A 25,474-nucleotide genomic window follows, 5' to 3' on the forward strand; every position below is an offset into this window, starting at 1 on the left:
TAATAAACTGAATCTTTTTCAGTCATATTTCATTTATTTAACCAAGCCTAAAAGGCTTTGTAAACTTTATGTGGTCTAAACTTTCATCTCTTATTATTAAAAGTAGGGTTTGGCTTCTCCTTCTTACAGTGCTATTCACTGCATTTATGGGATACCAGGCAAAAAAGATTGAAATCACCTACGATTTTATAAAAGTAGTTCCTGACAAAGATCCGGATCTTATTTATTTCAAGGAATTTCAAAAGACATTTGGTGAAGATGGAAATATTCTGGCTATCGGATTAAAAAACGATAACCTCTACGAATATAAAACATTTGCCAAATACCAGCAACTTGCCAAAGATCTTGCTAAAGTAGAAGGTGTTACAGGAGTCATCGCTTTGCCAGAGCTGATGAATTTTCAGAAAGATACAGTAAATAAAAAATTTGCCATTTCTCCTGTCTTCACTAAAGAGGTGAATAGCCAGGCGGAGCTTGACTCTTTGCTGAAAACTGCTGAAGGTGTCAAAGTATATGAGAATCTTATTTTTAATAAAAAGACGGGTGCTACGCTTATGGCGGTCACTATTGACAAAGATTTTCTGAATTCAGCCAAAAGAACAGTCGTTGCAAACAATATTCTAAACCTGACAGAGAAGTTTTCTCAGGAGTCCAGTATAAAAATGCATTATGCCGGTTTGCCTTATGTAAGGGCAATTATGGTAAGTAAGGTTAAAGATGAATTAAACCTGTTCCTGGGACTTGCAGTGCTGGTAACTTGTATATTCCTCTTTATTTTCTTCCGCTCATTCTTTGCAGTATTCTTTACATTCCTTGTAATTATGATTACTGTCCTCTGGACACTTGGATTCATTGTTGTCCTGGGATATAAAATAACCCTGCTCACAGGTATGTTGCCGGCCCTGATAATTATTATCAGTATTCCTAATTGTATTTATATGTTTAATAAATACCATCAGGAATTCCGTAAGCATGGTAATAAAATTAAAGCAATCAGCAGAATCATTGAAAAAGTCGGCTTCCTGACTTTTATGACCAACATTAACACTGCTGTAGGTTTCTTTGTACTTCTATTCACTGACATTTCCATCATCAGAGAATTCGGTATGGTTGCAGGTATTGTCAGCGTAGCTACATTTATCATAACACTGATTGTAATACCATCTTTACTGCTTTTCCTTCCGGAACCAAGCAAAAAGCAACTTAAACACCTTGATTTTAAATTATTCAGACAGATTAATACTTTCCTTGAAGGATTAGTAATGAACAAAAGGAAATGGATCTATATTGGTACTGTCATTGTACTTGCCGTTTCTGTCTGGGGGATATATAAAATACAAGCTGTTTCATACATGGTTGATGACCTGCCTGAAAACAGCCACGTTAAATCTGACCTTGGATTTTTTGAGCAAAACTTTAAAGGTGTAATGCCTTTGGAAATTGTGGTAGATCTTGGTAAGAAAAATGGAATTAAGAGTATCTCAAACCTAAAGAAACTGGAAGAGTTGGAAACATACCTGAAAGACCAGGAATATGTATCTCCTCCCCTTTCTATACTTAATGTTGTTAAAGGTGCTGTTCAGGCATTCTATAATGGAGATCCGGAGCAATACAGATTACCAACAAACAGAGAAGCTCCTTTTATCACAAAATATCTTGGGAAAAAATCTCAGGAAAATACCTTAAAGTCTTTTGTTGATTCTACAGGGCAATATGTACGTTTTACCTGTAAAGTGGCAGATATTGGTACCACCAATATGAATATTCTGATTAAAGATAATATTCAGAAAAAAGCTGACGAAATATTCGCCGATAAACACTTTAAAACGCATATCACAGGTACAACACTTCTTTTCCTAAAAGGAAATGAATACCTTATCAATGACTTGAAGGATAGTTTGATTCTGGCTTTTATTCTGATCTCCCTAATGATGGCCTTTATCTTTACCGATATCAGAATGATCATAATTTCATTGATCCCTAACATCGTGCCAATGGTCATTACTGCAGGTATTATGGGAATCTTCCATATTGCTCTAAAGCCTAGTACTGCTTTGATATTCAGCATCGCCTTCGGTATTTCAATTGACAGTACAATTCACTATCTGAGTAAGTTTAAGCAGGAGTTGAAAAACTTAAATGGAAACGTATTCGCTGCTGTAATTAAAAGTCTTGAAGAAACAGGTGTAAGTATGATCTATACTTCCATGGTACTTTTCGGAGGCTTTGTAATCTTCTCATTCTCTCAATTCGGTGGAACTATCGCTCTTGGAGTGCTTACTTCATTAACCTTGTTCTTTGCAATGATCACCAACCTTATTCTGCTTCCGGCCTTGCTTATTACATTTGTGAGCCCGAATCAGAAGAAAGAAATGAAAGGCTTTAAGATCATTAAAAACTTAAGAGCTAAGCGACTTCAGAAAAAGGCTGAAAACGCTGAAAACGACGAAGAGACCAAACAAGCGGTTTAAAAAATAAGTTATATAAGAGCCGGGAATTTTTTCCGGCTCTTTGTTATTTACAGAGAGTCATCATTTTTCTTCCAATGCACAAACATTCACACAGCCATCACCATCACGGTCATGATCATCATCACCACCACGATTCCGAAGGTGGATTAAAAATGGCTTTTTTCATCAATCTGCTTTTTACCTTTATAGAACTTGTAGGTGGTATTTATACCAATAGCATTGCTATTATATCTGATGCTGTGCATGACTTCGGAGATTCATTTTCGCTAGGACTTTCATGGTATTTTGAAAATCTTTCCAAGAAAAAAAGAACACCTTCATTTTCTTTTGGATATAAAAGATTTTCATTATTAGCGGCCTTAATTAATGCCACCATTCTACTAGTGAGTTCTGCTTTTATTATTTATAAAGCGGCCGAACGTATCTTTAAACCTGAAGAAGTAAATGCTGAAGGCATGCTCATTCTAGCCATACTTGGTGTAGTTTTCAACGGCTTTGCTTTTTTAAAGCTCAGCAAAGGCGACAGTATGAACGAGCGAGTAATGAGACTCCACTTTATCGAGGACATACTGGGATGGGTGGCTGTTTTGATTGGAAGTATAGTTTTACAATTCTGGAAGATCCCGGTTCTGGATCCGCTTTTATCTATTGGAATTTCCGGATACATTTTATTCAATGCCTTCAGAAATCTTAAAGGAACTCTCAGAATACTGCTTCAAGCAGTACCTGATGATAAAAAAATGGACGAAATAAATGAAATTCTGTTAAGCTTTAAGGACGTAAAAAATGTTCACGATCTACACGTATGGGGGCTGAATGAAACTTATACTATTCTTACAGTACATCTTATTGTAGCTTCTGAGAAAACGATTTCGGAACTCGCCCACATAAAAGAATCTATTAAGTTAAGGTTATCTAACTATGGGATTGAACATACAACCATAGAATTTGAAACAGCTGAAGAAAAATGTAATCTTGAGAATTGTTAATTTTATTACCTAGAATAAAATACATTCCCCTTCTTCTGCTTTTTCTCCCTTAATCTCTGAATAATGAGCTAGACTTTCTTTTCCAAAGTGGGTTAAAATCATACGTTTAGCTTTAAGGTTCTGCTGCTCTGCTACTATTTTCTTATAATTGAGATGCGTTAAAGTTTCTCTTTCATAAAAATTACATTCACAAATAAAAAGGTCAGCATTGTCCGCAATTTGATATAGAATGTCTGTCCAGCCTGTATCTCCCGAATAAGCGAGAATTTTAGAATCCTTTTCAATTCTGAATCCATGAGGATTTACCAAAGGATTATGGCTAACCTCAAAAAAATTCATTCTAAAACCTTCGATTTCGATTTCTGCATCTTGTGAGTATTGAACAAAACGAATATCAAGGTTCTGAAACATTGTCATTGCATCAGGATATAAAAGTGCAGAAACTTCTTTAATCCTTCTTTCTCCGTCAGGAGGTGTAATAATCGTTAAAGGCTTTTTTCTTTTAGCTGCTTTATCCGCTTCCAGAATTAGAAAAGGAATTCCTGCTATATGATCACCATGCAGGTGTGAGATCACAATGATATCTACAGCCATAGGATCAAGGCTACACTTTCTTATTGCAGCAAGAGAAGTGGGGCCACAATCTAACAACACCTTTTTGTCCCCCCACTCCACGTAGTAACATGAATTAAATCGGCCATCGCTGCAGAACGCATCGCCGCTGCCTATAACTGTAAGACTGACATTGTCCACAATATTCATTTATCAAATAATTATATAAAAACCAATTGCTATTGCTAATGAATTGGAATTTGCTTTATGTTTCAATTGCCGTAAAGGTTTGTTAGGATTTTGAACCTTTTCATCTACTTTATCAACAAAAACTATCTTGGTCTGCGATTCAGTCAAAGGAGAAGTTAACTGTACGTCCTTATAAGAATTATTTATTCGTTCTCCTTCTTTAAAAGAAAGGCCTAAACTTGTGTATGTTGCTTCTAAAACCCAAAAAACTTTCTCATTTTTTGTCTTTATTTTTACTCCTATTGAAGAGTTGACACCAAGACCAAAGCCTCCTTTCCAAGCCCAATCGAATTTTTCAGTACCCTGGTATCCATTTTTAAACGTTAATTTGTTTTCATATTCAGATAATCCACCCCCCAAAGCCATAACTGGTCCTACTTTCAAATATGGTTTTACACCTCTTTTATTCTTCGTTGTTAAAACCATATTTGGATTAATTAAAATATATTTTGCACTATAAGAAACCCATTGGTCAATATATCTCACACTTGAATTATCATCTATCCAATAGCCATTATTAATTTTATTCTTCCCTCCATAGTGATATCCCAAATTTAACTCTATTCCAAGATTACTAGAAAATAATATACCTCCAGCGAAAGAAATATTAAATCCTTTACCATAAGAAAATGGCTTAGTTGTTATTCGATTACTATTTGAAGATTGCAAAACCTGATTATTTTGACCTGGCCCAACTCCGAATCCATAGCCTAATAATACAGTGTAATAAACTTCATTTTTCTTTTCATTTGCTGTAAAATTTTTAATACCAGTGCTATCCTGCCCAAATACACTCAGATGAAAAAATAAAACTCCTACCAATAAATAAACTCTCATAATATAATTTTAAAACGAATACCCTTTCTGATTTCCCCGATTAACCTTTTTTATAATACTTCATCGCTTCAGGAAGCTCTTTTTGTATCTTCTGAATTCTTTGTTCATCAGATGGATGTGTAGACAGTATCTGAGGAGGCTTCGCTCCGCCCTGGGCTTTCATTCTCTGCCAGAATTCTACAGCTTTTGAAGGATCATAACCTGCCATGGCCATGAATATCAGTCCCAAATGATCTGCTTCTGATTCATGTAAACGACTATATGGCAATAACACACCTACCTGACTTCCAGTATTGTAGACTGTATTGAAAAGTGCTTTAGTTTCAGCAGGTTTGCTCGCCAATGCTATATTCATTGCCGTTCCTCCCATCTGAGTGATCAATTCCTGGCTCATTCTTTCTGAACCATGCTCTGCGATAGCATGTGCAATTTCATGTCCTAGAACCACAGCTAACCCCGTTTCATCTTGCACCACAGGAAGTATACCTGTATAAACCACAACCTTCCCCCCAGGCATGCACCAGGCATTTACAGTAGGATCTTCAACCAGATTAAACTCCCATTGAAACCCTTTTAGCCTTGAAGTCAGATTGTTCTGAGCCATATATTGCTCTACTCCTCTCTTAATATTTTCACCAACCCTTTTTACCATCGCAGCTTTCTCTGCATTGGAAGACAATTGATGTCCTCCTAAAAATTCTTTATAATTGGTATAGCTCATGGACTGCATTTCTGACGCAGGAATAAAATCCAGCTGTCTTCTGCCTGTTACCGGTACTTTCTGACATTGAAGTAAAGAAAGACTTAATAAGGAGCTTAATAATATTTTCGTTTTCATAAAAAATAGTTTAATAACTCGGTCTCTATAGTATTGTGTAAAACAAATTTACCAATAGTAGACAAGGATTTAAACTCACTTTTCCAATAAATTTTACATGGTTTCAACGAATGTCCTATTGTATTTTTTCAAGATCGTTTTTAACTTTCGCTAATTATTATACATTTGCATCAGAATTAATCTTTAACCAAATCGATTAAGCATGAGGACAAAAATTTTATTATTCCTACTGGCTTTACTGCCGGCTGTGTCTTTTGCCCAATCTTTCCCGACAGATCCTGAGACAAAAAAATTCACTTTCCAGGAAACCGTGAATGTAGACACTTTGACAAAAGAACTGATCTATGAAAGATCTAAAGAATGGATGGGAAAATTTTACAACAGTACAAGTCTGGATTTTGACAACAAGGAAACAGGAAAAATCAGTAAAGAGGGTACATTCAATGTTTTAATCACGTATGACTTTAAATACAAAACCGATTACGTGTTAACTTATAACATCAGCATCTATCAGAAACCTGGCAAGTATAAATATACTATCACAGATTTCATGATCTATGACAGCAAAAACGGAGCTAAAACAGCCCAGTCTCTAGAGGCTTTTTATGCAAAAATGAGATCTCAGAGCAAAGCCGATTTTGTTAACAAAGTAAATGCTGAGGTGAACAAAACAATTGAAAATTTAAAGTCCTACATGATAACAGGACAAAAGAAAAACGAAGAGGACTGGTAGAAATCAGTCCTCTTTTTTTTGTGCTTTTTCCTTCAGCAGATTCACTTTTTCAACATAAGCCTTGGGATTTGTTTTTCTTTCGAGTCCTGAAGCTACCATAGTCCTGACAGTGCCATATATCGCTCGCTCTCCCCAAGGCCTGTCATGTAATCCGAATATCCAGCCTATATTTGCGTAAGATGCAGGATCCCTGCCATCCAGGAAATATTTATTATTAAGAAAGACTAAATTTTTATATGCTTTCTCTGGAGTATCAGACCATTCCAGTATCTTTTTCCCCCAATACATTCTCATATAATTATGCATGAAGCCTGTAACCCTCATTTCATCCATAGCCGCATTCCAGTATGGATCATGAGTCTTTGACGCTTCTAGCTGTTTTAAAGTATATCTGTGAGGACGTTCGTCTGCTTTGTGTTTCTCCAAAGTATTTTTAGCCCATTCCGGAAGAAAACTGTAGCGATCATAGTCGAAAGTGTAATAAACAAAATTAATGGATAACTCTCTTCTTATGAGCAACTCTTCAACATAGGAGTCTGCATTTTCATTTCTCGATTTATTTTTTTGGATTTCCAACAATATTTCGACAGGACTGATCTGACCAAAATGCAGATACATACTCATATGCGATATATCATCCGTATAAGGTTGATTCCTGTTTTTTACATATAAAGCAAGTTTCTTAACAATAAAATGGGTCAGTCTCTTTTTCGCTTCTGTTGGTCCCCCTTTAAAAAACTGGTCAACCTTGCCAATACTGGTATCTAACTTTAATGAGGCTAGCAATAAATCAATATTATTTAATGATAAAGCATTTTTGAAATTTAGATCCAGTGATGAATGTTTCAATTCTACTTTATCTAAAGGCACTATGAAAAGACTAGCATGTAACCATATCTTTCTGCGGATAGTTCTGGCTGCAAATTCAGCTTTTGCACTTGCTATTTCCACAGGAACCACAGCATCAGACTCAACCTGAACAACCCTGCAGAATGCACTTTCCGACAATTGTTTTCTCCATATTCTTTGATGCCTCAGATATCCCATATCACAGAAAACTAAAGCAGCATCTATTGCAAATTCCTGTGCAACCTCAGGAGGATTGCCTTTTTTCAGAATAAATTTTATCCTCCTTTTTGATAATAGACTTGCTGTATCCTTAAGTCCTTCAAGCATGAAATGATAATGACGAAGATTGGCCTCAGGATAATCATCCATTAACCCGAAAACCACTAATAACGGTAGCTCTAATTCGTTCGCCTTCAGGGCTGCATATTCAAGGGCATGATTATAATCAACTCTTTGAGATTGTTGCATCCAGTAAAGAACATACTTTCCCTTTTCCGAGACAGGTTTATCATTTAAAAGCTTTACTCTTTCCTTTTCTACTTTAATCCTTTTCACTAAAAATACTTAAAAGTCATAACTAATAATTAATATCAAAAGATGTAGAATCTCCAAGAGGAATTTCTTCTGTTTTTACTGATACTACATCTGCCATCATTGGCCCACGATTACACCATTTCAAAAACTTTTCCAGACTTTCATCCTCTCCCATTGCTTCTATTAATACATCTCCGTCAGGAAGATTTTTAGCAAATCCTACTATATTCTGAGCCTTAGCTTCTGATCGAGCTGAAGCTCTGAAGAAAACACCCTGAACTTTCCCTGATATTAATATCCTTAAGTTTTTCATAAGATTTCTTCAAGACTTTTCTTGTATAAATTAAACATTTCATCACTGAAACAAACAAAAATAACTTTTTCCGGAAAATTGTTTTGCTTCAGAAATTCAATTGTTGTTTTAATTGCTATTGAAGTTGCTTCTTCAAAGGGATACCTGTAAATACCCGTACTTATTGCAGGAAAAGCAATTGAACTGCAAGTATTCTTAACTGCTAAATTCAGAGAATTTTCATAGCAGCTTTTAAGCAAGGTCGGTTCATTATGTGTTCCTCCATTCCAAACCGGCCCTACAGTATGAATGACATATTTTGCAGGCAAATTATATCCTTTAGTAATCTTAGCCTCACCGGTTTTACAACCATGAAGTAACCTGCATTCATGCAGCAATTCCTTTCCAGCTGCCCTGTGAATGGCGCCATCTACACCTCCTCCACCCAGTAGTGAAGAATTAGCTGCATTCACAATAGCATCGACTTTTATCCTTGTTATATCTCCTTTTACAATTTCAATCTTTTCTTTTATCATATGAACAAAATAAGCTTAACCCTTCAAGTAAATAAATTTAAGAAATAAAAAATGATGATGGATTTGTTTAGAATTTTAAAAGACTTAGTTAAAAGTATCAGTTTCTTGAATAATAAAAATGTAAATAATAAAAGAGGCTGGTCTACTCCCAGCCTCATTTTATCTGAACTTTATGTCAATCATTCTATGCGCATTTTCCTGGGGTGATTTGAAAGGAAGAAGAATACTTAATTCTTCATTTTCATAAACAGCTTCAATATTTTCAATGTCTACAAATGAGGGAACCTCAAAAGTCCTTATAAATAAAGGAAGCTTCACAAGGTCATCATCTTCAAAATCATCGAATCCTTCCAGCACTGTATAAATTGTTAGCTGATTAAAATCAAGCATAATGTGAAATGCTTCTGCAGACATTGAAGGAGACTTAATGGTAATAACAAAATTAAAATCAGTCTTGCTGAATTCAAAAGATGTCATGCTAGTTCCTCCATTTGCAGTATTAAGGTAATCTGTCTGCTTTAACAACCCCCTTAGTAATTCTCTGTTTTCCAAAAGATTCATAGTCTGTCCTCTCTTCTTTTTATTAGAACAATAATTCTTGTAAATAAATATCACTGTCTACAATCATTCCTTGGATATTCTTACCATAATTTAAAAAGTGGTATAAATAGAACAAAGGTGATTTTTTAACTGTTTTAAAAAAAAATACACGCATTACAATGAAAGAAACGTTCGAGTTGGTTTCAGGAGTTAATTCTTTAATAAGAACCCTAAATGATAGATTTTCTTTTTTTAAGGAACTAATAAAGATGACGGAAAACAAGGCGTTTCAAAGCATTTCAAACCAAAACTGCGACCAAAGTAAAGCTCTTCAGAAAGAACTTGTGAAATATTCGGATGAGACTCCAGAAGAAGCAGGTACAAGCTTCTCTGGAGATTCCAAAAGATTCTGGATAAAACTAAAAGACAATATTACAGGCAGCAGTTTGAATACTCTTTTTCAAGAGGCTGTGAAAATAGAAAAAAATACATTGAAAGAATATCAGGAAATATTGGCACTAAACCTTCCATCAGACCTGAAAGACTTAATATCCACTCAATATTTTCAAATTGAAACAAACTACAAAGAGTTGATTTTACTTGAGAAGGAATATTCAGATGCTTGAATAAACTGAAAGCCGGTTTAACATTTTTTTGATATAAAAGTTCTTTAAATTAATTAGCCAACAATTTGGAGGACCTGTCGATGAAACAATTGAACTTTTTGTTGATTTTTATTTTCACACTTCAGTTACAAACTGGAATTTGTCAGACAAATGATAGCATAAATCCTGAGATTACTAAAATAAATGAACTGAAAATTAATCAAAAAAAGAAGTGGTATAAATCAAGAGTATTTAAAGCTGCCATTGCTCCTACAGTTCTTATTGGTCTTGGGGTTTCCACCATTCAGAATCATGGATTCTATAGCAGTTATGATGCAAGGAATGATATACAAAAGTTATTTCCCTCATTTCGAACAAGAGTTGATGATTATCTTATTTTTGCGCCTTATGCAGAGCTTGTAGTTTTGAACCTTTTAAAAATCAAATGTCAGAACGATTTTATCAATACAGCTATATTAATCGTGAAGACTGAGTTGATTATGACAGCTATTACATTTCCGCTTAAAAATATCACTCATATCCAAAGGCCGGACAGTTCGGATTGGAAATCATTTCCATCCGGGCATACAGCCCAGGCGTTCGCCGCGGCAACTATTGTGCATAAAGAATTCAGATACAAAAGTCAATGGTATGGAGTTGGCGCTTATACCATAGCGACAGCTGTAGGATTTTTCCGGATGGCCAATAATAAGCATTGGATGTCCGATGTTCTTGCTGGTGCGGGGTTTGGAATCCTTTCAGCCCAAATTGCTTACCTTACCCATAGAAACAGGTGGGGAAGAAAAACACAATGCCTTATGCCATCATATTATAATGGAGCGATGGGCGTATCTTACCATTTGACATTCTAGGAGTTACTGTATTTCTCTTTATAGAAGTCTTCCATCTTCATAGCATATTTGGAATACTTAATGGAGTATCCATATTTTTTTGCATAAACGTGGGTAAATTCAGCTCCAAAGAATAAAATAAGTGAAGAATAAGAAACCCATATCATTATTAATATCAAAGATCCGGCAGCACCATAAGCTGATGCTGGATTCATATGAACAAAATAAAATCCCATTGCAAGTTTTCCAATAACAAATAGGAAGGATGTTAAGGCTGCCCCAAACCATACGCTACCCCAGGCTATTTTTACATCAGGAAGATATTTATAGATAATGGCAAACAACAAAGTAATGATACCAAAAGACACAAGGAAGTTTATAATAAAAAACCACGAAACTATATAATAGGGTAAGTGCTCGTTGAGCCAAGAACTGAAAGCATTGAGAGCCGTAGTGATCAATATAAAAGCAAACATCAAGACACCAATAAAAATTATTATAGCAAATGAAGTAACCCTACTCATGATATATTTTAATATTCCGCTTTTAGGATTAACCCTTACCTCCCATACTTTATTAATTGATTTCTGAAGCGCAATAAACACACCTGTAGCTCCAAAAATCAAAGTCCCCAAGCCAACAAAAGCCGTAAATCTTGAGCTTGCTTTTAAGCTGGCATTGGCTACAATTCCCTGTATTATGCTTCCAGCCTCTGCCCCAAGCACTTTACCGACTTCAAGGGCAATTTTGCCTTCTACTGCGTCTTTTCCATAAATAACTCCTGCTGTATTAATAACAATTAACAACAAGGCAGGTAAGGATAAAATAGCATAATAAGCAACAGATGCGCTCATTTCAAAGGGATCATCCTTTATCCATTCTTTATAAGTCTGTGAAAAAAGATACAATATATCTTTGGCAACTTTTTTAAACTTCATTAGGAAACTTTTAACAAGGCAAGAAAATTAAAAAAAATCTACCACAAAAATGACTTATTATAAAAAGAAAAAAGAGTAGGAAGATTTCCTACTCTATCAATACTTTCTCTTTTTCCTCTTCAACTAAAACGCTTTCCGCATCTTTAATATTTATCTCTTTTAGAAGCTCTTCTTCCAATATAGAAGCCCAGGTGTTCAGATATAAAATTACATCTTCCCTTTTGTCTCTTTTCAAATAAACATTCTCTCCCATTCTCATCAATATCCTTCTGTCAGTAAGATTTTCCAGATTTGCAAAATCATCCAGAATCAGACCTGCATCTAGCATTACAGCTATGACTTCATCAATTTCATAACCACTTTCCTTTCTGAATAAACGAGATAGCATGTCCCAGTCACCGTGCTTCTTTATGCCAAACTTCGTGATTTGCTTTTTATCTAACCCTGTGAGAATCTGCGCCAAATTACCACAGTTGCATGATCCAATATCTTTCCAGTTATAATTGGTTTTATTTCCAATCTGTTTTGCTGCAGTCCTAAGGGCTTCGATTAATCTTAAACTAGGTCTAGCCATAACTTTAATGTTTTTAATGGAACATCTGATTATATAAATAAGCAATTTTTGCCTAATTATGTTTCAGATCCGGCAAACCTTTGTTTTGAAATCTATCTTACTCGCTTAGTTGGATGAAGTTGCTGGTTTTAAGTTTAATATGCTAAGGACTTTCTCTTCCGTAAGGGGCTTAATAAAGTAATTAGATATACCAAACTCATTTTTTAATCGCTCTTCGTCCCTCGGGTTATTCGATGAAGAAAGAACAACTATTTTTACATTATTTTTATTTTCAAAAATTAGCTTGTCAAAAGACTCGAGAAACTCATATCCATCAATTACAGGCATATTGAGATCCAATAAAATAAGTTCAGGACAAATGCCCTTTTCATCATAGATAGTAATATACTTTAATCCATCGATGCCATTTTTAACCACTTTAATTTCGCTCGCAACTCCCATTCTTTTCAATAAAGTTTCATTTATGAAATTGCTAATCTCATCGTCATCGATTAGTAATATGCAATTGATTTTTTTCATACAATTTTAAAAAGTAGTATAGATAATTGTTTTGTGGTTAAAAGGTTTGAAAACTTTATTGACAGAGGCAAAATAAAAGTTCTGCGGCAAGAACAGTTATTAATTACCTTTACGCACGTTTTGTAATTTTAAAGAAAAATACATAGAATGATCGAAGTCTCAAAAAAAACTTCTGTTCCCGGTCAAAAAATCATTATTGGAAGTCTCTTTTCAAACCTTTTTTTAGGTATCCTAAAGCTGTTAACAGGTATATTCGGAAATTCTTTTGCTCTCATTGCTGATTCCATTGAGTCTTTTTCTGATGTAATCAGTTCTGTTATTCTCTTCGTAGGATTAAAAGTTTCAGTTAAGGAACGTGATGAAAATCATCCATATGGGCATGGAAAAGCTGAACCAATTGCATCCATTATTCTTACCTTCTTACTCTTTGCTGCTGCGATATTTATAATTACAGAAAGTATCTACAATATTCGCACTCCTCATAAGGCTCCGGCTTCTTTTACGCTGATTTTACTTGGTGCTATTATATTTGTAAAAGAAATTCTATTCAGATTTGTCAATAGAGCCGGAGAAACTCATCAAAGCTCTGCAATGAAAGCAGAAGCCTGGCATCACAGGAGTGATGCTTTATCTTCTCTAGCGGCATTCATTGGCATCACAATCGCCCTCATTGGAGGAGAAGGTTATGAAAGTGCTGATGACTGGGCAGCACTCGCAGCTTCAGGCTTAGTCATTTATAATGCATGGTCAATTATGAAATCTGCATTAGACGAATTAATGGATGTAGCCCCAGACCCTTCAGTAGCAGAACAGGTAAAAAATATTGCCAGAAAAGTTCCTGGAGTAGTTGAGCTTGATAAATGTCTGGTAAGAAAAATGGGATTTGACTTCTATGTCGACCTTCATGTAATGGTCAATGGAGACATTTCAGTTAAAGAAGGCCATAAACTTGCTCATGATGTGAAAAATCAATTATTAAAAGACCTTCCCAAAGTTAAGGATGTGCTTATTCATATTGAACCAGCGGATTAATAAGTTTTAAGTTCTTACAACTTATCACTTACTACTTAATACTAGAAAAAAAGCCGGCATAGAGGGATGCCGGCCTTATAGAGGGTATTGGTGGGATAAGCCATTGGCTTATTGTGCTTCAAAGTAACTTAGAAATTCTGAAGCAATTCTGAACTTCCCAACTAACACAACAAACTACTAATCAGAATATTAATTATAAAAATTTATTTTTTCGGGATAAAAGCTTATTATTTTTATCTTTGCTGTTTATTTTGAAAAAATGGAATTAAACGCATTGACAGCGATCTCGCCTATTGATGGCAGATACAGAAATCAGGTTAAAAATCTAGCTCCTTATTATTCAGAATTCGGCTTAATCAAATACAGAATTCAAGTTGAAATAGAATATTTTATTGCGCTGGCAGAATTGCCCCTTCCAGGGCTTGAATCCTTTAGCAAAAGCCTATACCCTTCTCTTAGGAATATTTATTTAAATTTCACTGAAAAGCAAGCTCAGGAAATTAAGGAAATAGAAAAGAAAACCAACCATGATGTCAAAGCTGTTGAGTATTTCATAAAAACTGCTTTTGATAACTTAAATATTTCTCAGTACAGCGAATTTATTCACTTCGGATTAACTTCCCAGGACATCAACAATACAGCTATTCCAATGCTGTTAAAAGATTCTGTTCAGGAAGAAATATTACCACTGATTTATCTACTTCAAAATTCATTAATAGGAATTGCAAAAGAATGGAAAGGAATTGCTATGCTTGCCAAAACACATGGCCAGCCCGCTTCTCCAACCACTCTCGGGAAAGAATTGATGGTATTTGTAGAAAGAGTTAACAATCAACTTGAGTTATTAAAGAATATTCCATATTCTGCAAAGTTCGGTGGGGCAACTGGAAACTTTAATGCTCATTTTTCTGCATATCCGGAAATAGACTGGATACAATTCGCTAATGAGTTTCTCAACACTCAGCTTGGATTACACAGAAGTCAGTTCACTACTCAGATAGAACACTATGACAACCTAGCTGCTCTGTTTGATAACCTAAAAAGAATCAACACGATTCTTATAGATCTTGACAGAGATATGTGGCAATACATTTCAATGGAATACTTTAAACAGAAAATAAAGGAAGGTGAGATCGGCTCATCTGCTATGCCACATAAAGTAAACCCCATAGATTTTGAAAATTCAGAAGGTAATCTTGGTATTGCAAATGCTATATTTGAACATCTCTCTTCTAAACTTCCTATTTCAAGGCTTCAAAGAGATCTAACAGATTCTACTGTGCTAAGAAATGTAGGTGTGCCGATTGCACACATGTATATTGCTATTAAATCTTTATTAAAAGGGCTTGAAAAAATTGAGCTTAATAAAGCTGCGATCGATAGAGATCTTGAAAACAATTGGGTTGTTATTGCAGAAGGAATTCAAACGATTTTAAGAAGAGTAGGATATCCAAAACCTTACGAAGCTTTAAAGGACTTGACCAGACAAAACAAGAAAATAACCCGGGAAATCTTCGAAGCATTTATTGAAACACTTAATGTTTCTGCTTCAGTAAAAGCTGAGTTAAAAACTCTTACTCCTTATACCTATACAGGAGTTAAATTTGAATATTAAAATAGTTTATTGCTGGTAGAAGCAGAATATATTACCCTGCTTCTACCAGTTTATTTTTCTTGGTAAGACTATTCTCCACTTTTTTAACCTTTACATCACCATCTTTATGCAATGGATAGACATCAATTTCATTATTTAAATTTCGTCTTACCTGAATTATTACTTTCGTATTATTTACCTGCAGATTAGTGATAGTAAGCTCATTGATAAATGAAGGTAATGTTGGATTCACAAAGTTAATAGTGTTTTCCTTTGCGTTGATTTCAATTCCCAGAGCTGCCTGTAGAAGAAAATAAACTGAAGTCACAGCCCAGGCCTGCGGTGAACAAGCTACAGGATATGCAGTAGGACCTTCATGCTTTCTTTTTTCAAAACCACAAAACAATTCAGGCAATCTTTGTAGCTCAACAAAGGTAGTTACGTCAAACATTCCTTTAAGCACCTTATGTAATTCCTCATAACAACCATACTTATACAAGCCATATGCAATCAATGAATTGTCATGAGGCCAGATTGATCCATTGTGGTAAGACATGGGATTATATCTTACTTCATCTGTAGCAATAGTTCTTATGCCCCATCCAGAGAACATCTTGTCACTAAGAAGTGTAGTAGCAAGTTGTTCTGCATGTTCATTTTGGGCTATGCCTGAAAACAAACAATGGCCTGCATTACTAGATACCACTTCACAAGGATTCTTTTGCCCATCCAAAGCTATGTGATAACACTTTTTCTCTTCTGACCAAAAAGCCTTTGCAAATTTCTCCTTTAATTCATTAGCCTGAAGACTTAACTCATTTGCCTTTTCCTCCATTCCTAGTTCTCGTGCTATCTTACTCGCACTCATCTTGGCATCATATACATATCCTTGTACTTCACATAAAGCTATGGGTCCTTTTGCCAATTTTCCGTTAGAATAAAATATGGAATCATGAGAATCTTTCCATCCTTGATTATTAAGTCCGGTTTCAGATTTTTTCTGATATTCAACAAATCCGTCTCCGTCAATATCTCCAAAATTGTCAATCCAATTCAAGGCTGCTTCAATATTAGGCCATATATGTCTAAGTGTTTCAAGATCGTTGGTTCTATGAAGATAAGCTCCTGCCAATGCGACGAAAAGCGGTGTGGCATCTATAGTTCCATAGTACATTTTAAATGGAATTTCTCCAAGCTCTGCCATCTCTCCACCTCTTTTCTCATGGAAAACCTTACCAGGTTCTGCATCCTGAAAACTATTTTCAGTATCTGCCTGTGTTGCTGCCAAATACTTCAATACACCCTTCGTTATTTCAGGATTTAACCATAAGCATTGCCAGGCAGTTATAATACCATCCCTTCCGAAAGGCGTACTATACCAAGGAATTCCTGCATATGGATATATGCCGTATTCAGTATTAGACAACATAGTGACTAAATCAGACTTTGATCTGTGCAACCATTCGTTGAACTGTTCATTAGAGCTCAACAATTCACAGGATTCCTGCTTAACCTTTTCCAGAGTTTTAGTAACCTGATGGCATGCATCTTCATATTTCAGAATCTGTGTTTCTTTTTTCCCAATTTCACAAGCTACAGCAAAAGATATGTAATCACAGGCCTTAGGTACTAATTGAATTTTATAGGAAGCTTTTTTATTCTCAATTGAATCAGGAACTTTTTCAAATTTGATCCTTGTCTTTCTTGGAACATTATCCAAACCTTTGTAGCCAAGGATAATCTGATCCTCCAGATATTTAGGAGTAGACTTTCGTCCTACCTTCTTTCTTGATAATCCTCTGACTTCAAAAATATCTTTAAAGTCCGATTCAAAGCTCAATGAGATATTGAAAGCCAAGGGCTCCATTCCAAAATTACATAGTCTTATTTTTTCATAGCAAACATTATTGTATACAAATATTGATCTGTGAATATGCAACGACCCCTTCTCTGCGATAGAACCATTTTTATTCAAATAGTCTGAATTAGTGAGGTCTACTGTCATCAACTCATTTTCTTCCTTCAAACTTGAGCTCAGAAGTAAGGGTCTGTGCCCTTCCACCAGCATTTCCAGCTTGCTTAAAAATCTGGTTCCTTCACAAAACAATCCCTGTGCACCATGCCCAATCGGAAACACGTCACCATAACGATCAAAGACCCCAAACATATCTTCATGCTTGAGCACCATAATCCTGTCATCGGCGAGAGATGAAGAAGCAAGAATAAAATATTGATTTTTATACTTGATATAACTTCCCATGCCTAAACATTTTTATATACAAAATTAATATTGGACATACTTTTAGTTTTAATAAGCTGGTCATATACTTCAACATAATCCCTTGTCATTCTTTCTGCCGAAAATCTCTTATCGAAACAAGCACGAACCTTACTCCTATCAAGCTTTTTCACCTCCTCAATACTACAAAGTGCTTCTTCCATACTTTCTACAATTCTTCCCGAAACTCCGTCTTCAATAACTTCAGGAACACTTCCGTTCCTCCATGCAATTACAGGCGTACCACAGGCTATTGACTCAATCATAACCAGACCAAATGGCTCAGGCCAGTCTATCAGAAAGACAAGAGCAATTGCATTTTCAAGAAATTCCTGCTTTTCTTTTTCACTGACTTCTCCAACATATTCTACCAAAGGATGATTGAGCATTGGTTTTATCACTGTCTCAAAATACTCATGATCTTTTGTATCTACTTTGGCTGCAAGCTTAATAGGAATGCCAGCGTCAATGGCTAATTGTATGGCTCTCTCGGGTCTCTTTTCCGGAGAAAACCTACCTAAGAATGCCAGATATTTCCCTTCTCTGTTACTTCCTTTATAAAGATCTGAAGGAAGTCCGTGATATACAGTTTCTACCCAATTAGCTTCAGGAAGTGGTTTTCTTTGAAAATCAGAAATTGACACTACCGGAATTTCTTTATATTCCTTGTATAATGGAATAAGATCAGTCATATCAAGCCTTCCGTGTAAAGTGCTAATATGAGGTGTAAGCATTCTCCTAGATAGCGGAAAATGAAGGTAATCAATGTGAAAATGTATTATATCAAAATTATCAACTTCCCTTTGTACCATCTCCATTAAAGTGAAATGGTGAGCAAGCGGGTCCATACTCTCACTATCCAATCTCAATGCTTTGTTGCAAGGAGCAATCAGTTTAGCTTTGGTTTCAGAATCTCCCGAAGCAAATAAAGTTACTTCATGTCCCTGCTTTACCAATTCCTCCGTCAGATAAGAAACAATTCTTTCAGTCCCTCCATATAATTTAGGTGGCACGCTTTCAAAAAGCGGACTCACTTGTGCTATCCTCATAAGTTCTTTATCATAATACTATTAGATTAACCATGGCTCATATCGAAAGTTTTTCTTTTCATTTTTCTTAGGATAAAGGGCAAAATATCAGCTATCTTTGGAATGGTAATTTGGCATTTAAATGAAAAAGTTAATTAGTCTGGTCATCAGAAAAATTCCAAGGAAATATCTACAGATATTTAGTCCGCTGGCACTTAAAGTTATTGCTCTTTTTTATGCGGGAAATAATGTAGAATGTCCAATTTCAGGGAAAACCTATAGAAAATTTCTTCCATATGGGAGAATTCCAAGACCTAACGCTTTGGCACCTGACAGCCTTTCTCTTGAAAGACATCGTTTGATGTGGTTATATCTGAAGAATAAGACAAATTTCTTTACTGCTAAGCTAAAGGTATTGCACATAGCTCCGGAACACTGTTTTATTCATCGTTTTGAGGAACTTAAAAATCTTGATTATATAACCGCCGATCTCGAATCTCCTTTGGCTAAGGTTAAAATGGATATACACCAAATTCCATTTGAAGCCAATACTTTTGATGTTGCTTTCTGCAACCATGTAATGGAACACGTTGATAGTGATATAAAGGCTATGAGTGAAATTTACAGGGTATTGAAGCCTGGCGGATGGGCTATCATTCAATCTCCTCTTGACTTAACCCGCAAAACTACTTTTGAAGACTTTTCCATAACTGATCCTTCTGACAGAGAAAAAATATTCGGACAAAATGATCACGTTCGGGTTTATGGAAGAGATTACAAAAAACGTCTTGAACAAGGAGGATTTACAGTTATCGAGGACGACTATGTAATGCAACTTGATCCCAAAATTGTAGAGAGGTATGCTTTACCAAAAGAGGAAATTATTTATCTGTGTAAAAAATAAGGCTATTTCTTTTCTTTAAACAACTCTCTTTTAAGTTCTGTTAAAAAGCCGATTCCATAGCCCGTAAGCTGTGTAAATACAGCAGCCACGCTGAGAAAGCCAATTTTTAAACTCCTGTTTTTTATAGTTGCATCTATCAAAATCAGTACTGAATACAAAAGCAATATTCCCAAACATAAATAGAATATGGTACTGCTAAAAATTGATGAAAGTAAAGTGAATGCACAGAATATGGTAAATGCTGCGGGCATGAAATGAATTGGCTTTAACTCCGCAGGAAAAAATCTGTAAATATTTATTCTTGCCCTTCCGAAAAAATGTAATTGCTTAAAGAAATGAGTGAAGTTTGTCCTTCTTTTATGATAAACAAAAGCATTCTCTACAAGGCCGGATTTGAATCCACTGTTTAATATTCTTATACTAAATTCTATATCCTCTCCCATCCTGGTAATAATATATCCTCGAGTATTCTCAAATACCTGCCTTGATATTCCCATATTAAAACTTCTTGGATGAAAAGTTCCAACCCTTTTTTTATTTCCTCTTATTCCTCCAGTAGTAAATAATGAGGTCATTGAATAACTGATTGCCTTCTGAACATCAGTAAATGAAGGATGGCTTTTATCCGGGCCTCCAAATGCATCCAGGTAATTTTCATTCAAGGCCTTTTCAAGCTCTTCAAAATAGTTGGCAGGGATAATGCAATCGGAATCAAAAACGATAAAATAATCACCGTTGGCTCTTTCATATCCATAGTTTCTAGAAAAGCCTTGTCCGGTATTTTCTTTATAATAATACGTTACTTCAAGTTGCGATTTGAAAGAATTAACTATATCCTCACATTTTATGGAAGACCCATCTTCAACAATAACAACATCGAAATTATTGTAAGTCTGTTTTGTAAGACTTTCCAAAAGTTCTTTAATTTCATCAGGACGGTTGTAGATGGGAATAACTACAGAATACCTTCTCATGCAATATCTCCGACTTTATCAAGAACTATATAATCAGACTTATTATGAGAATTCATCGTAAGTATTTCCCCGATAAAACCTGCTAAAAATAATTGTACCCCAATAATTATGGCAACTAATGCAAGGTAAAACCATGTATTATTGACAACATCTCTCCCTTTAATGCCCATAGAAAGACTGTAGATCTTATCAGCAAGTAGATAAAAAGTAGTAAAAAATCCGAAGATAAAAGACAATGTACCTAGTGAGCCAAAAAAGTGCATTGGCCTTTTTTTAAATTTAGTTACAAAGGTTATTGACAAAAGGTCTAGAAAGCCATATAAAAAACGTTCCAAACCAAATTTGGTCGTTCCATATTTTCTTGCCTGGTGCTGAACCACCTTTTCTCCAATTTTTCCAAAACCATTTCTTTTGGCTATTACTGGTATATATCGATGCATCTCGCCATAAATCTCGACGTTTTTTATCACCTGATATTTATATGCTTTCAAGCCACAGTTAAAATCATGAAGCTTAATTCCTGATATACTACTGGTAACTCCATTAAATAACTTGGTAGGAATAGTTTTTGAAATGGGATCAAATCTTTTTTTCTTCCAACCTGATACAAGATCATATCCCTGATTTTTGATCATATCATACAGTTCAGGAATTTCATCCGGACTATCCTGCAAATCAGCATCCATGGTGATCACCACTTCTCCTTTAGCATTATGAAATCCATGATTCAAAGCCGCACTTTTACCATAATTACGACTAAATCTAACGCCCTTGATATAAGGATTATCTATATTCAGTTTTTCAATTACTTCCCATGATTCATCTGTACTACCATCATCGACAAGAATAACTTCATACTTAAAATTATTAGCATTCATTACTCTACTTATCCATTGAGTAAGCTCGGGTAATGACTCTGCTTCATTCAACAAAGGCACTACTACAGATATGTCCGGTCTTAGAGAAGCCATCTTAATTATTAATAAAATACATTCCTTTGTTAATTACAGCCAAAGGTTTTCCCTTAAACTTCCAACCAACAAACGGAGTATTTTTAGATTTAGATTTAATATCACCTTTAGTAAACTCCCATTCTCTTTCTGAATCGAATATGGTAATCTCAGCAAGCTCTCCTTCTTTTATAACTGGCTGAGACAACCCCAGAATTCTTCGGGGCGCATAAGATATCTTCTCAAGAATTGTTTCAAGAGAAATATCTCCTTTGAGAGTATTAACAATGGAGAACACTGATTCTAATCCAATCATTCCAAATTCAGCAAGATCGAATTCTAAATTCTTGCTCTCTTCATCCTGAGGATTATGATCTGATACGATAGCATCAATAACTCCATCTCTCAAATAACTCCAGAATGCATCAACATCTTCCTTAGACCTTAATGGAGGGTTCACCTTTAAATTTGTATCGAATGAAGTCAGTAAGGTATCATCAAGAGCAAGATTATATGCTGTAATATCAGAAGTCACATTCAAACCTTCAGCTTTAGCCTCTTTAATAAGCTGAAAAGAACGAGGACTACTGACATGAGAAAAGTGAATTTTTCCTCCTGTATACCTTAATATCCTAAGATCTCTTTCAACAATAATCTCTTCAGCCAACTTAGGAAGCCCTTTCAAGCCTAATACTGTACTGGTAAATCCTTCGTTCATCTGACCATACATTGAAACATATTTATCCTCTGCATGCACAAGTAATAATCCATCAAATGACTGTAGATATTGAAGTGTCTTTAATAACACATCAGAATGCCAGATAGGTTTATTTCCATCAGAAAAAGCTATTGCTCCAGCTTTATGCAAATCAATCATCTCTGTAATTTCTTCACCCTTATTGTCTATAGTAACAGCAGCAACAGGGTAAACAGAAGTTATTTTATTTGCAGACCTGTTAGAAATATATTCAACAAGATCTTTAGTTTGTAAAACGGGCTTGGTATTAGGCATACAAACCATACCTGTAAACCCACCCGACGCTGCTGCTTTGGTAGCAGAATGAATATCTTCTTTATGTTCACTTCCGGGATCTTTAATAGATGCCCTTAAGTCAAACCATCCGGGGGAAACTTTTAAATTGGGGCTTTCAAGTACAACATCAGCAGTCTCTTCAAAATCTCCAATCTTCTCAATTTTACCATCAATAATAACTATATTCTTTTTCTGAAAATGATAAGGTGAATTTTTATCTATTATTTCAGCAGATTTTAAGAGAATTTTCATTTTAAAAGAAGCGAATCAATAAAATTTCTGTGAGTAAAAACAACAGGCACAAAATTAAACAATATTTCCAAAGAGGCCTTCCTTGTTCTTCATTTTTAAAATCTTTAAGAAAAGAATCCGTATTATTCAGAGGAAGAATCTTAACATTCGGATGAACAGCCTGAACTTTCTTTAATTCATCTATTGTATAAAACTCCATAATAGATTCTTTCTTGCCAAAGTTTAAAGCAACAATCCTTTCAATATTTCCCTGCTTGTTTACAAGAGAATAAAATCCAGGTCCCATTTCCCTGTCAGGTATTTCAACCACCAGCTGTTTACCTGAAATTCTTTGATCTGGAATAAACTTAATCCCATTACCTTCTAGTGTAAAAATATTTTCAACGCGAGGATCTGTTAATTCAATAGTAAAATTTTTATCCTGAAAACTATATCCTAATTTTTCATACGATGAAAAACTATCAAATCCGATTTTATATAAAACAGGAACAAATAACGCATGCCTAGGAAAGTTTGTATAACCAGAATTGAATGGGGCTGTAAAGAAAAATAACTTGCCTTTTCCTGAACTAAATTCAGACAAGAAAGACCTTCCATTCTTAAACTTTAATAATCCATTAGATTGACTCTGAGAATATAAAATGGGAAAGGCATAAGGCATTGAAATATTGTGGTCCTTTTTCTCAAATATATTTTTAAAGAAAGGATTGTTAAAATCAGGAGGTACTAAGGTATAAAGCCCCCTATCCCCTAATGTATCTGCCGAATAGGAATCAACCTGAGATATATTTAAACTTTTTAATAAACTATTTAAGTTGTTTATATCAGTTGTTCTAGAAGGGACATATATAAGCTCACCACCTTTCTTAACAAAATCAGCAATGGACTCAGAAAGAGAAACTGGAATATTCTTTACAGCATTAAATACTATTAAATTAGAAACTGGAATTGCAGAATAATCAAGACTACCTGATGAAGTTGATGTAACAACAAAAATATCTTCATTACTAAAAAGATTTCTCAAATAGGAATTATCCTCGTCATCTATTAATAAAACTTTAACCTTGGGACTGGGATTAATTGTAAAGAAATATTGATTGTCAAAAGAGATAGGACTGTCGTCGATAGAAAGAATACATTTTTTAACTGAATTACCTGTTATGTTAAAAGGAATTTTCACAACTAAAGAGATTCCATTACTTACTTCAGCTACTGCAGAACTAACCTGAATTCCATCAATATTTAGTTTCAAATTCACCTCTTTACGCTCTTCATTTCCTTGATAATTAAGCTTTACATTAATTTCATTATTCTGATTAACTTTCACATAAGGAGTTCCTAACCAGACTGAATCTATGAAGACATTGGAAACCTCTTTATTCTGAACTGGTATCCAATAATATTCAGATAAAGAATCAAACTCCAAATTCTCCAAGGATCCCATGGTTGATTTTTGAAAATCAGAGAACCAATAATAATTATTTATAGATTTACTATCTAAATCACTGAGATTTTTAAACCTATTATTAACTTCGTCACCACTTCTATATTCATTGGAAAACTTTATCTCAGATAGCCTTTCGCTAAACCGATCTTTGTTTCTTTTAAATAAATCTTTCCCTTCAAAATTATTGGTCAAAAGCGCATAGTTAGTAGACGTAGGATTAAGATCCACGAGGGATAACAATGATTTTGTTACCACATCGAGAGCTTTTCCATCCTCCAATTCATTTTCCATGCTATACGAATTATCCAGATACACTCCGACATTATTTTTAGATTTAGCCCCAATCCCATTACCCTGAATTATTGGCTGAGCAAAAGCCAACACTAGAAATAAAATAAATAATATCCTGCTAAGTAGAATTAGTATTTGCTTTAATCTAAAACGAGTGGATGTTGACTCCTTAACTACTTCCAGAAACGAAACGTTGGTAAACAACACCTTTACTGGACGTTGGAAATTAAAGAGATGAATAATTATCGGAATTAATATAGCCGATATTGCGAACAAATAAGAAGGATATAGAAAATTCATTAATTCAAATCAGAAATCAAGTTTCAAGGCTGTAATATAAAAATTAAATTTTCAATTTGACTAAATGAATAGACGCAAATATGAATTAAATCTAAAACGATAACACTAAAAAATTAAATATAAAAATAACCATTTGTTTCTGTTGAAAAAAAGATAGAAACCCATATAAATAAAAAAAAGCTCTGAGTTGATATCAGAGCTTTCTAATAATAAGGTTGGCGACTACCTACTCTCCCGGGTGTTATCCTAGTACCATCAGCGCCACGGGGCTTAACTTCTCTGTTCGGAATGGGAAGAGGTGAACACCCGCGCTATAATCACCATTAAGGTTTTTAATACTTTTATTTTTTTTGACTCTTAAACCTTTTGTTTAAGGTCATGACAACATCTGAGAAAAAGATATATACTATAACACACAGCGCTAACGGAAAGTCTACGGGTAATTAGTATTGCTCAGCTTAGGACATTACTGTCTTTACACCTG

Annotated in this window: 24 protein-coding genes and 1 rRNA gene; 8 read left to right on the forward strand and 17 right to left on the reverse strand. The window is 34.8% G+C overall.

Annotated features, from left to right (window positions below; genetic code table 11):
* Positions 1–68: 68 nt before the first annotated feature.
* Both K350_RS27115 and K350_RS0102860 read left to right on the forward strand, forming a co-directional pair.
* Positions 69–2,471, forward strand: a complete 2,403-nt coding sequence (locus K350_RS27115) for an efflux RND transporter permease subunit (protein ID WP_051312798.1) — start codon at positions 69–71, stop codon at positions 2,469–2,471.
* Positions 2,472–2,545: 74 nt separating this feature from the next.
* Entirely contained in the window at positions 2,546–3,460 is a 915-nt protein-coding gene (locus K350_RS0102860) for a cation diffusion facilitator family transporter (protein WP_028978626.1), read from the forward strand.
* A gap of 9 nt (positions 3,461–3,469) precedes the next feature.
* Here K350_RS0102860 and K350_RS0102865 read toward each other — a convergent pair whose 3' ends face one another.
* From K350_RS0102865 to K350_RS0102875, 3 genes are read right to left on the reverse strand one after another with little or no spacing between them, the layout of a single operon-like run.
* Positions 3,470–4,222, reverse strand: coding sequence for an MBL fold metallo-hydrolase (locus tag K350_RS0102865; RefSeq protein ID WP_028978627.1), 753 nt, complete (start codon positions 4,220–4,222; stop codon positions 3,470–3,472).
* A gap of 3 nt (positions 4,223–4,225) precedes the next feature.
* The gene (locus K350_RS0102870) at positions 4,226–5,098 is read right to left on the reverse strand and encodes a hypothetical protein (protein ID WP_028978628.1); all 873 of its coding nucleotides are present in this window, start codon (positions 5,096–5,098) and stop codon (positions 4,226–4,228) included.
* 40 nt (positions 5,099–5,138) lie between these two features.
* On the reverse strand, positions 5,139–5,936 hold the full coding sequence (locus K350_RS0102875; protein ID WP_028978629.1) for a M48 family metallopeptidase: 798 nt from the start codon (positions 5,934–5,936) through the stop codon (positions 5,139–5,141).
* A 202-nt stretch (positions 5,937–6,138) separates the two neighbouring features.
* Here K350_RS0102875 and K350_RS0102880 point away from each other — a divergent pair, with 202 nt between their 5' ends.
* Complete coding sequence (locus K350_RS0102880; protein WP_028978630.1) at positions 6,139–6,669, forward strand: DUF4468 domain-containing protein; 531 nt, start codon at positions 6,139–6,141, stop codon at positions 6,667–6,669.
* 3 nt (positions 6,670–6,672) lie between these two features.
* Here the strand turns inward: K350_RS0102880 and K350_RS0102885 are convergent, their stop codons facing one another.
* From K350_RS0102885 to K350_RS0102900, 4 genes are all read right to left on the reverse strand, one after another.
* A complete protein-coding gene (locus tag K350_RS0102885; RefSeq protein ID WP_028978631.1) occupies positions 6,673–8,073 on the reverse strand; it encodes a deoxyribodipyrimidine photo-lyase in 1,401 nt (466 codons plus the stop codon).
* 22 nt (positions 8,074–8,095) lie between these two features.
* Positions 8,096–8,365: an acylphosphatase gene (locus K350_RS0102890; RefSeq protein WP_028978632.1), complete on the reverse strand. Its 270-nt coding sequence runs from the start codon at positions 8,363–8,365 to the stop codon at positions 8,096–8,098.
* A complete protein-coding gene (locus tag K350_RS0102895) occupies positions 8,362–8,880 on the reverse strand; it encodes an O-acetyl-ADP-ribose deacetylase (protein WP_037573609.1) in 519 nt (172 codons plus the stop codon). The genes K350_RS0102890 and K350_RS0102895 overlap by 4 nt, the downstream gene beginning before the upstream one ends.
* A 159-nt stretch (positions 8,881–9,039) precedes the next feature.
* Positions 9,040–9,441 (reverse strand): Hsp20 family protein, encoded by a 402-nt coding sequence (locus K350_RS0102900; protein ID WP_028978634.1) that lies wholly within the window; start codon positions 9,439–9,441, stop codon positions 9,040–9,042.
* 158 nt (positions 9,442–9,599) lie between these two features.
* Here K350_RS0102900 and K350_RS0102905 point away from each other — a divergent pair, with 158 nt between their 5' ends.
* Together K350_RS0102905 and K350_RS27120 are read left to right on the forward strand one after the other, a co-directional pair.
* Positions 9,600–10,046, forward strand: coding sequence for a PA2169 family four-helix-bundle protein (locus K350_RS0102905; RefSeq protein ID WP_028978635.1), 447 nt, complete (start codon positions 9,600–9,602; stop codon positions 10,044–10,046).
* 80 nt (positions 10,047–10,126) lie between these two features.
* Complete coding sequence (locus tag K350_RS27120; protein ID WP_051312800.1) at positions 10,127–10,897, forward strand: phosphatase PAP2 family protein; 771 nt, start codon at positions 10,127–10,129, stop codon at positions 10,895–10,897.
* Here K350_RS27120 and K350_RS0102915 read toward each other — a convergent pair.
* The 3 genes from K350_RS0102915 to K350_RS0102925 all read right to left on the reverse strand — a co-directional run bounded on the left by K350_RS0102915 (position 10,894) and on the right by K350_RS0102925 (position 12,907).
* Positions 10,894–11,814 (reverse strand): YihY/virulence factor BrkB family protein, encoded by a 921-nt coding sequence (locus K350_RS0102915; protein ID WP_028978636.1) that lies wholly within the window; start codon positions 11,812–11,814, stop codon positions 10,894–10,896. The genes K350_RS27120 and K350_RS0102915 overlap by 4 nt on opposite strands.
* Before the next feature lie 88 nt (positions 11,815–11,902).
* Positions 11,903–12,388, reverse strand: coding sequence for a hypothetical protein (locus K350_RS0102920; protein ID WP_028978637.1), 486 nt, complete (start codon positions 12,386–12,388; stop codon positions 11,903–11,905).
* A 105-nt stretch (positions 12,389–12,493) separates the two neighbouring features.
* Positions 12,494–12,907, reverse strand: coding sequence for a response regulator (locus K350_RS0102925; protein ID WP_028978638.1), 414 nt, complete (start codon positions 12,905–12,907; stop codon positions 12,494–12,496).
* Between the two features lie 147 nt (positions 12,908–13,054).
* Between K350_RS0102925 and K350_RS0102930 the strand changes: the two genes are divergently transcribed.
* Positions 13,055–13,939, forward strand: a complete 885-nt coding sequence (locus K350_RS0102930) for a cation diffusion facilitator family transporter (RefSeq protein WP_028978639.1) — start codon at positions 13,055–13,057, stop codon at positions 13,937–13,939.
* Positions 13,940–14,198: 259 nt separating this feature from the next.
* Positions 14,199–15,554 (forward strand): adenylosuccinate lyase, encoded by a 1,356-nt coding sequence (gene purB, locus K350_RS0102935; protein ID WP_028978640.1) that lies wholly within the window; start codon positions 14,199–14,201, stop codon positions 15,552–15,554.
* A gap of 31 nt (positions 15,555–15,585) precedes the next feature.
* Here the strand turns inward: purB and K350_RS27125 are convergent, their stop codons facing one another.
* Both K350_RS27125 and K350_RS0102945 read right to left on the reverse strand, forming a co-directional pair.
* Complete coding sequence (locus K350_RS27125; protein ID WP_051312802.1) at positions 15,586–17,793, reverse strand: amylo-alpha-1,6-glucosidase; 2,208 nt, start codon at positions 17,791–17,793, stop codon at positions 15,586–15,588.
* Positions 17,794–17,795: 2 nt separating this feature from the next.
* The gene (locus K350_RS0102945; protein WP_028978641.1) at positions 17,796–18,860 is read right to left on the reverse strand and encodes a glycosyltransferase family 4 protein; all 1,065 of its coding nucleotides are present in this window, start codon (positions 18,858–18,860) and stop codon (positions 17,796–17,798) included.
* Between the two features lie 121 nt (positions 18,861–18,981).
* Here K350_RS0102945 and K350_RS0102950 point away from each other — a divergent pair, with 121 nt between their 5' ends.
* A complete protein-coding gene (locus tag K350_RS0102950) occupies positions 18,982–19,743 on the forward strand; it encodes a class I SAM-dependent methyltransferase (RefSeq protein ID WP_028978642.1) in 762 nt (253 codons plus the stop codon).
* Between the two features lie 2 nt (positions 19,744–19,745).
* On the opposite strand, the gene K350_RS0102955 is transcribed toward K350_RS0102950, so the two are convergent.
* From K350_RS0102955 to rrf, 5 genes are all read right to left on the reverse strand, one after another.
* Entirely contained in the window at positions 19,746–20,717 is a 972-nt protein-coding gene (locus tag K350_RS0102955) for a glycosyltransferase family 2 protein (protein ID WP_028978643.1), read from the reverse strand.
* Positions 20,714–21,688, reverse strand: coding sequence for a glycosyltransferase family 2 protein (locus K350_RS0102960; RefSeq protein ID WP_028978644.1), 975 nt, complete (start codon positions 21,686–21,688; stop codon positions 20,714–20,716). The genes K350_RS0102955 and K350_RS0102960 overlap by 4 nt, the downstream gene beginning before the upstream one ends.
* 1 nt (position 21,689) lies before the next feature.
* Entirely contained in the window at positions 21,690–22,952 is a 1,263-nt protein-coding gene (locus tag K350_RS0102965) for a dihydroorotase (protein ID WP_028978645.1), read from the reverse strand.
* A 1-nt stretch (position 22,953) separates the two neighbouring features.
* A complete protein-coding gene (locus K350_RS0102970) occupies positions 22,954–24,990 on the reverse strand; it encodes a BatA domain-containing protein (protein WP_081670853.1) in 2,037 nt (678 codons plus the stop codon).
* A gap of 213 nt (positions 24,991–25,203) precedes the next feature.
* Positions 25,204–25,315: ribosomal RNA gene (gene rrf / locus K350_RS0102975) — 5S ribosomal RNA — on the reverse strand.
* Positions 25,316–25,474 lie beyond the last annotated feature (159 nt).

Origin of the sequence: Sporocytophaga myxococcoides DSM 11118, from assembly GCF_000426725.1 — a bacterium.
GTDB lineage: Bacteria > Bacteroidota > Bacteroidia > Cytophagales > Cytophagaceae > Sporocytophaga > Sporocytophaga myxococcoides.

Bases quoted from the DNA above. Each gene is read 5' to 3' on its own strand.
- K350_RS27115 (WP_051312798.1), top strand. From the start codon at position 69: ATGTGGTCTAAACTTTCATCTCTTATTATTAAAAGTAGGGTTTGGCTT.
- K350_RS0102860 (WP_028978626.1), top strand. From the start codon at position 2,546: ATGCACAAACATTCACACAGCCATCACCATCACGGTCATGATCATCAT.
- K350_RS0102865 (WP_028978627.1), bottom strand. From the start codon at position 4,222: ATGAATATTGTGGACAATGTCAGTCTTACAGTTATAGGCAGCGGCGAT.
- K350_RS0102870 (WP_028978628.1), bottom strand. From the start codon at position 5,098: ATGAGAGTTTATTTATTGGTAGGAGTTTTATTTTTTCATCTGAGTGTA.
- K350_RS0102875 (WP_028978629.1), bottom strand. From the start codon at position 5,936: ATGAAAACGAAAATATTATTAAGCTCCTTATTAAGTCTTTCTTTACTT.
- K350_RS0102880 (WP_028978630.1), top strand. From the start codon at position 6,139: ATGAGGACAAAAATTTTATTATTCCTACTGGCTTTACTGCCGGCTGTG.
- K350_RS0102890 (WP_028978632.1), bottom strand. From the start codon at position 8,365: ATGAAAAACTTAAGGATATTAATATCAGGGAAAGTTCAGGGTGTTTTC.
- K350_RS0102895 (WP_037573609.1), bottom strand. From the start codon at position 8,880: ATGATAAAAGAAAAGATTGAAATTGTAAAAGGAGATATAACAAGGATA.
- K350_RS0102900 (WP_028978634.1), bottom strand. From the start codon at position 9,441: ATGAATCTTTTGGAAAACAGAGAATTACTAAGGGGGTTGTTAAAGCAG.
- K350_RS0102905 (WP_028978635.1), top strand. From the start codon at position 9,600: ATGAAAGAAACGTTCGAGTTGGTTTCAGGAGTTAATTCTTTAATAAGA.
- K350_RS27120 (WP_051312800.1), top strand. From the start codon at position 10,127: ATGAAACAATTGAACTTTTTGTTGATTTTTATTTTCACACTTCAGTTA.
- K350_RS0102915 (WP_028978636.1), bottom strand. From the start codon at position 11,814: ATGAAGTTTAAAAAAGTTGCCAAAGATATATTGTATCTTTTTTCACAG.
- K350_RS0102920 (WP_028978637.1), bottom strand. From the start codon at position 12,388: ATGGCTAGACCTAGTTTAAGATTAATCGAAGCCCTTAGGACTGCAGCA.
- K350_RS0102925 (WP_028978638.1), bottom strand. From the start codon at position 12,907: ATGAAAAAAATCAATTGCATATTACTAATCGATGACGATGAGATTAGC.
- K350_RS0102930 (WP_028978639.1), top strand. From the start codon at position 13,055: ATGATCGAAGTCTCAAAAAAAACTTCTGTTCCCGGTCAAAAAATCATT.
- purB (WP_028978640.1), top strand. From the start codon at position 14,199: ATGGAATTAAACGCATTGACAGCGATCTCGCCTATTGATGGCAGATAC.
- K350_RS27125 (WP_051312802.1), bottom strand. From the start codon at position 17,793: ATGGGAAGTTATATCAAGTATAAAAATCAATATTTTATTCTTGCTTCT.
- K350_RS0102945 (WP_028978641.1), bottom strand. From the start codon at position 18,860: ATGAGGATAGCACAAGTGAGTCCGCTTTTTGAAAGCGTGCCACCTAAA.
- K350_RS0102950 (WP_028978642.1), top strand. From the start codon at position 18,982: ATGAAAAAGTTAATTAGTCTGGTCATCAGAAAAATTCCAAGGAAATAT.
- K350_RS0102955 (WP_028978643.1), bottom strand. From the start codon at position 20,717: ATGAGAAGGTATTCTGTAGTTATTCCCATCTACAACCGTCCTGATGAA.
- K350_RS0102960 (WP_028978644.1), bottom strand. From the start codon at position 21,688: ATGGCTTCTCTAAGACCGGACATATCTGTAGTAGTGCCTTTGTTGAAT.
- K350_RS0102965 (WP_028978645.1), bottom strand. From the start codon at position 22,952: ATGAAAATTCTCTTAAAATCTGCTGAAATAATAGATAAAAATTCACCT.
- K350_RS0102970 (WP_081670853.1), bottom strand. From the start codon at position 24,990: ATGAATTTTCTATATCCTTCTTATTTGTTCGCAATATCGGCTATATTA.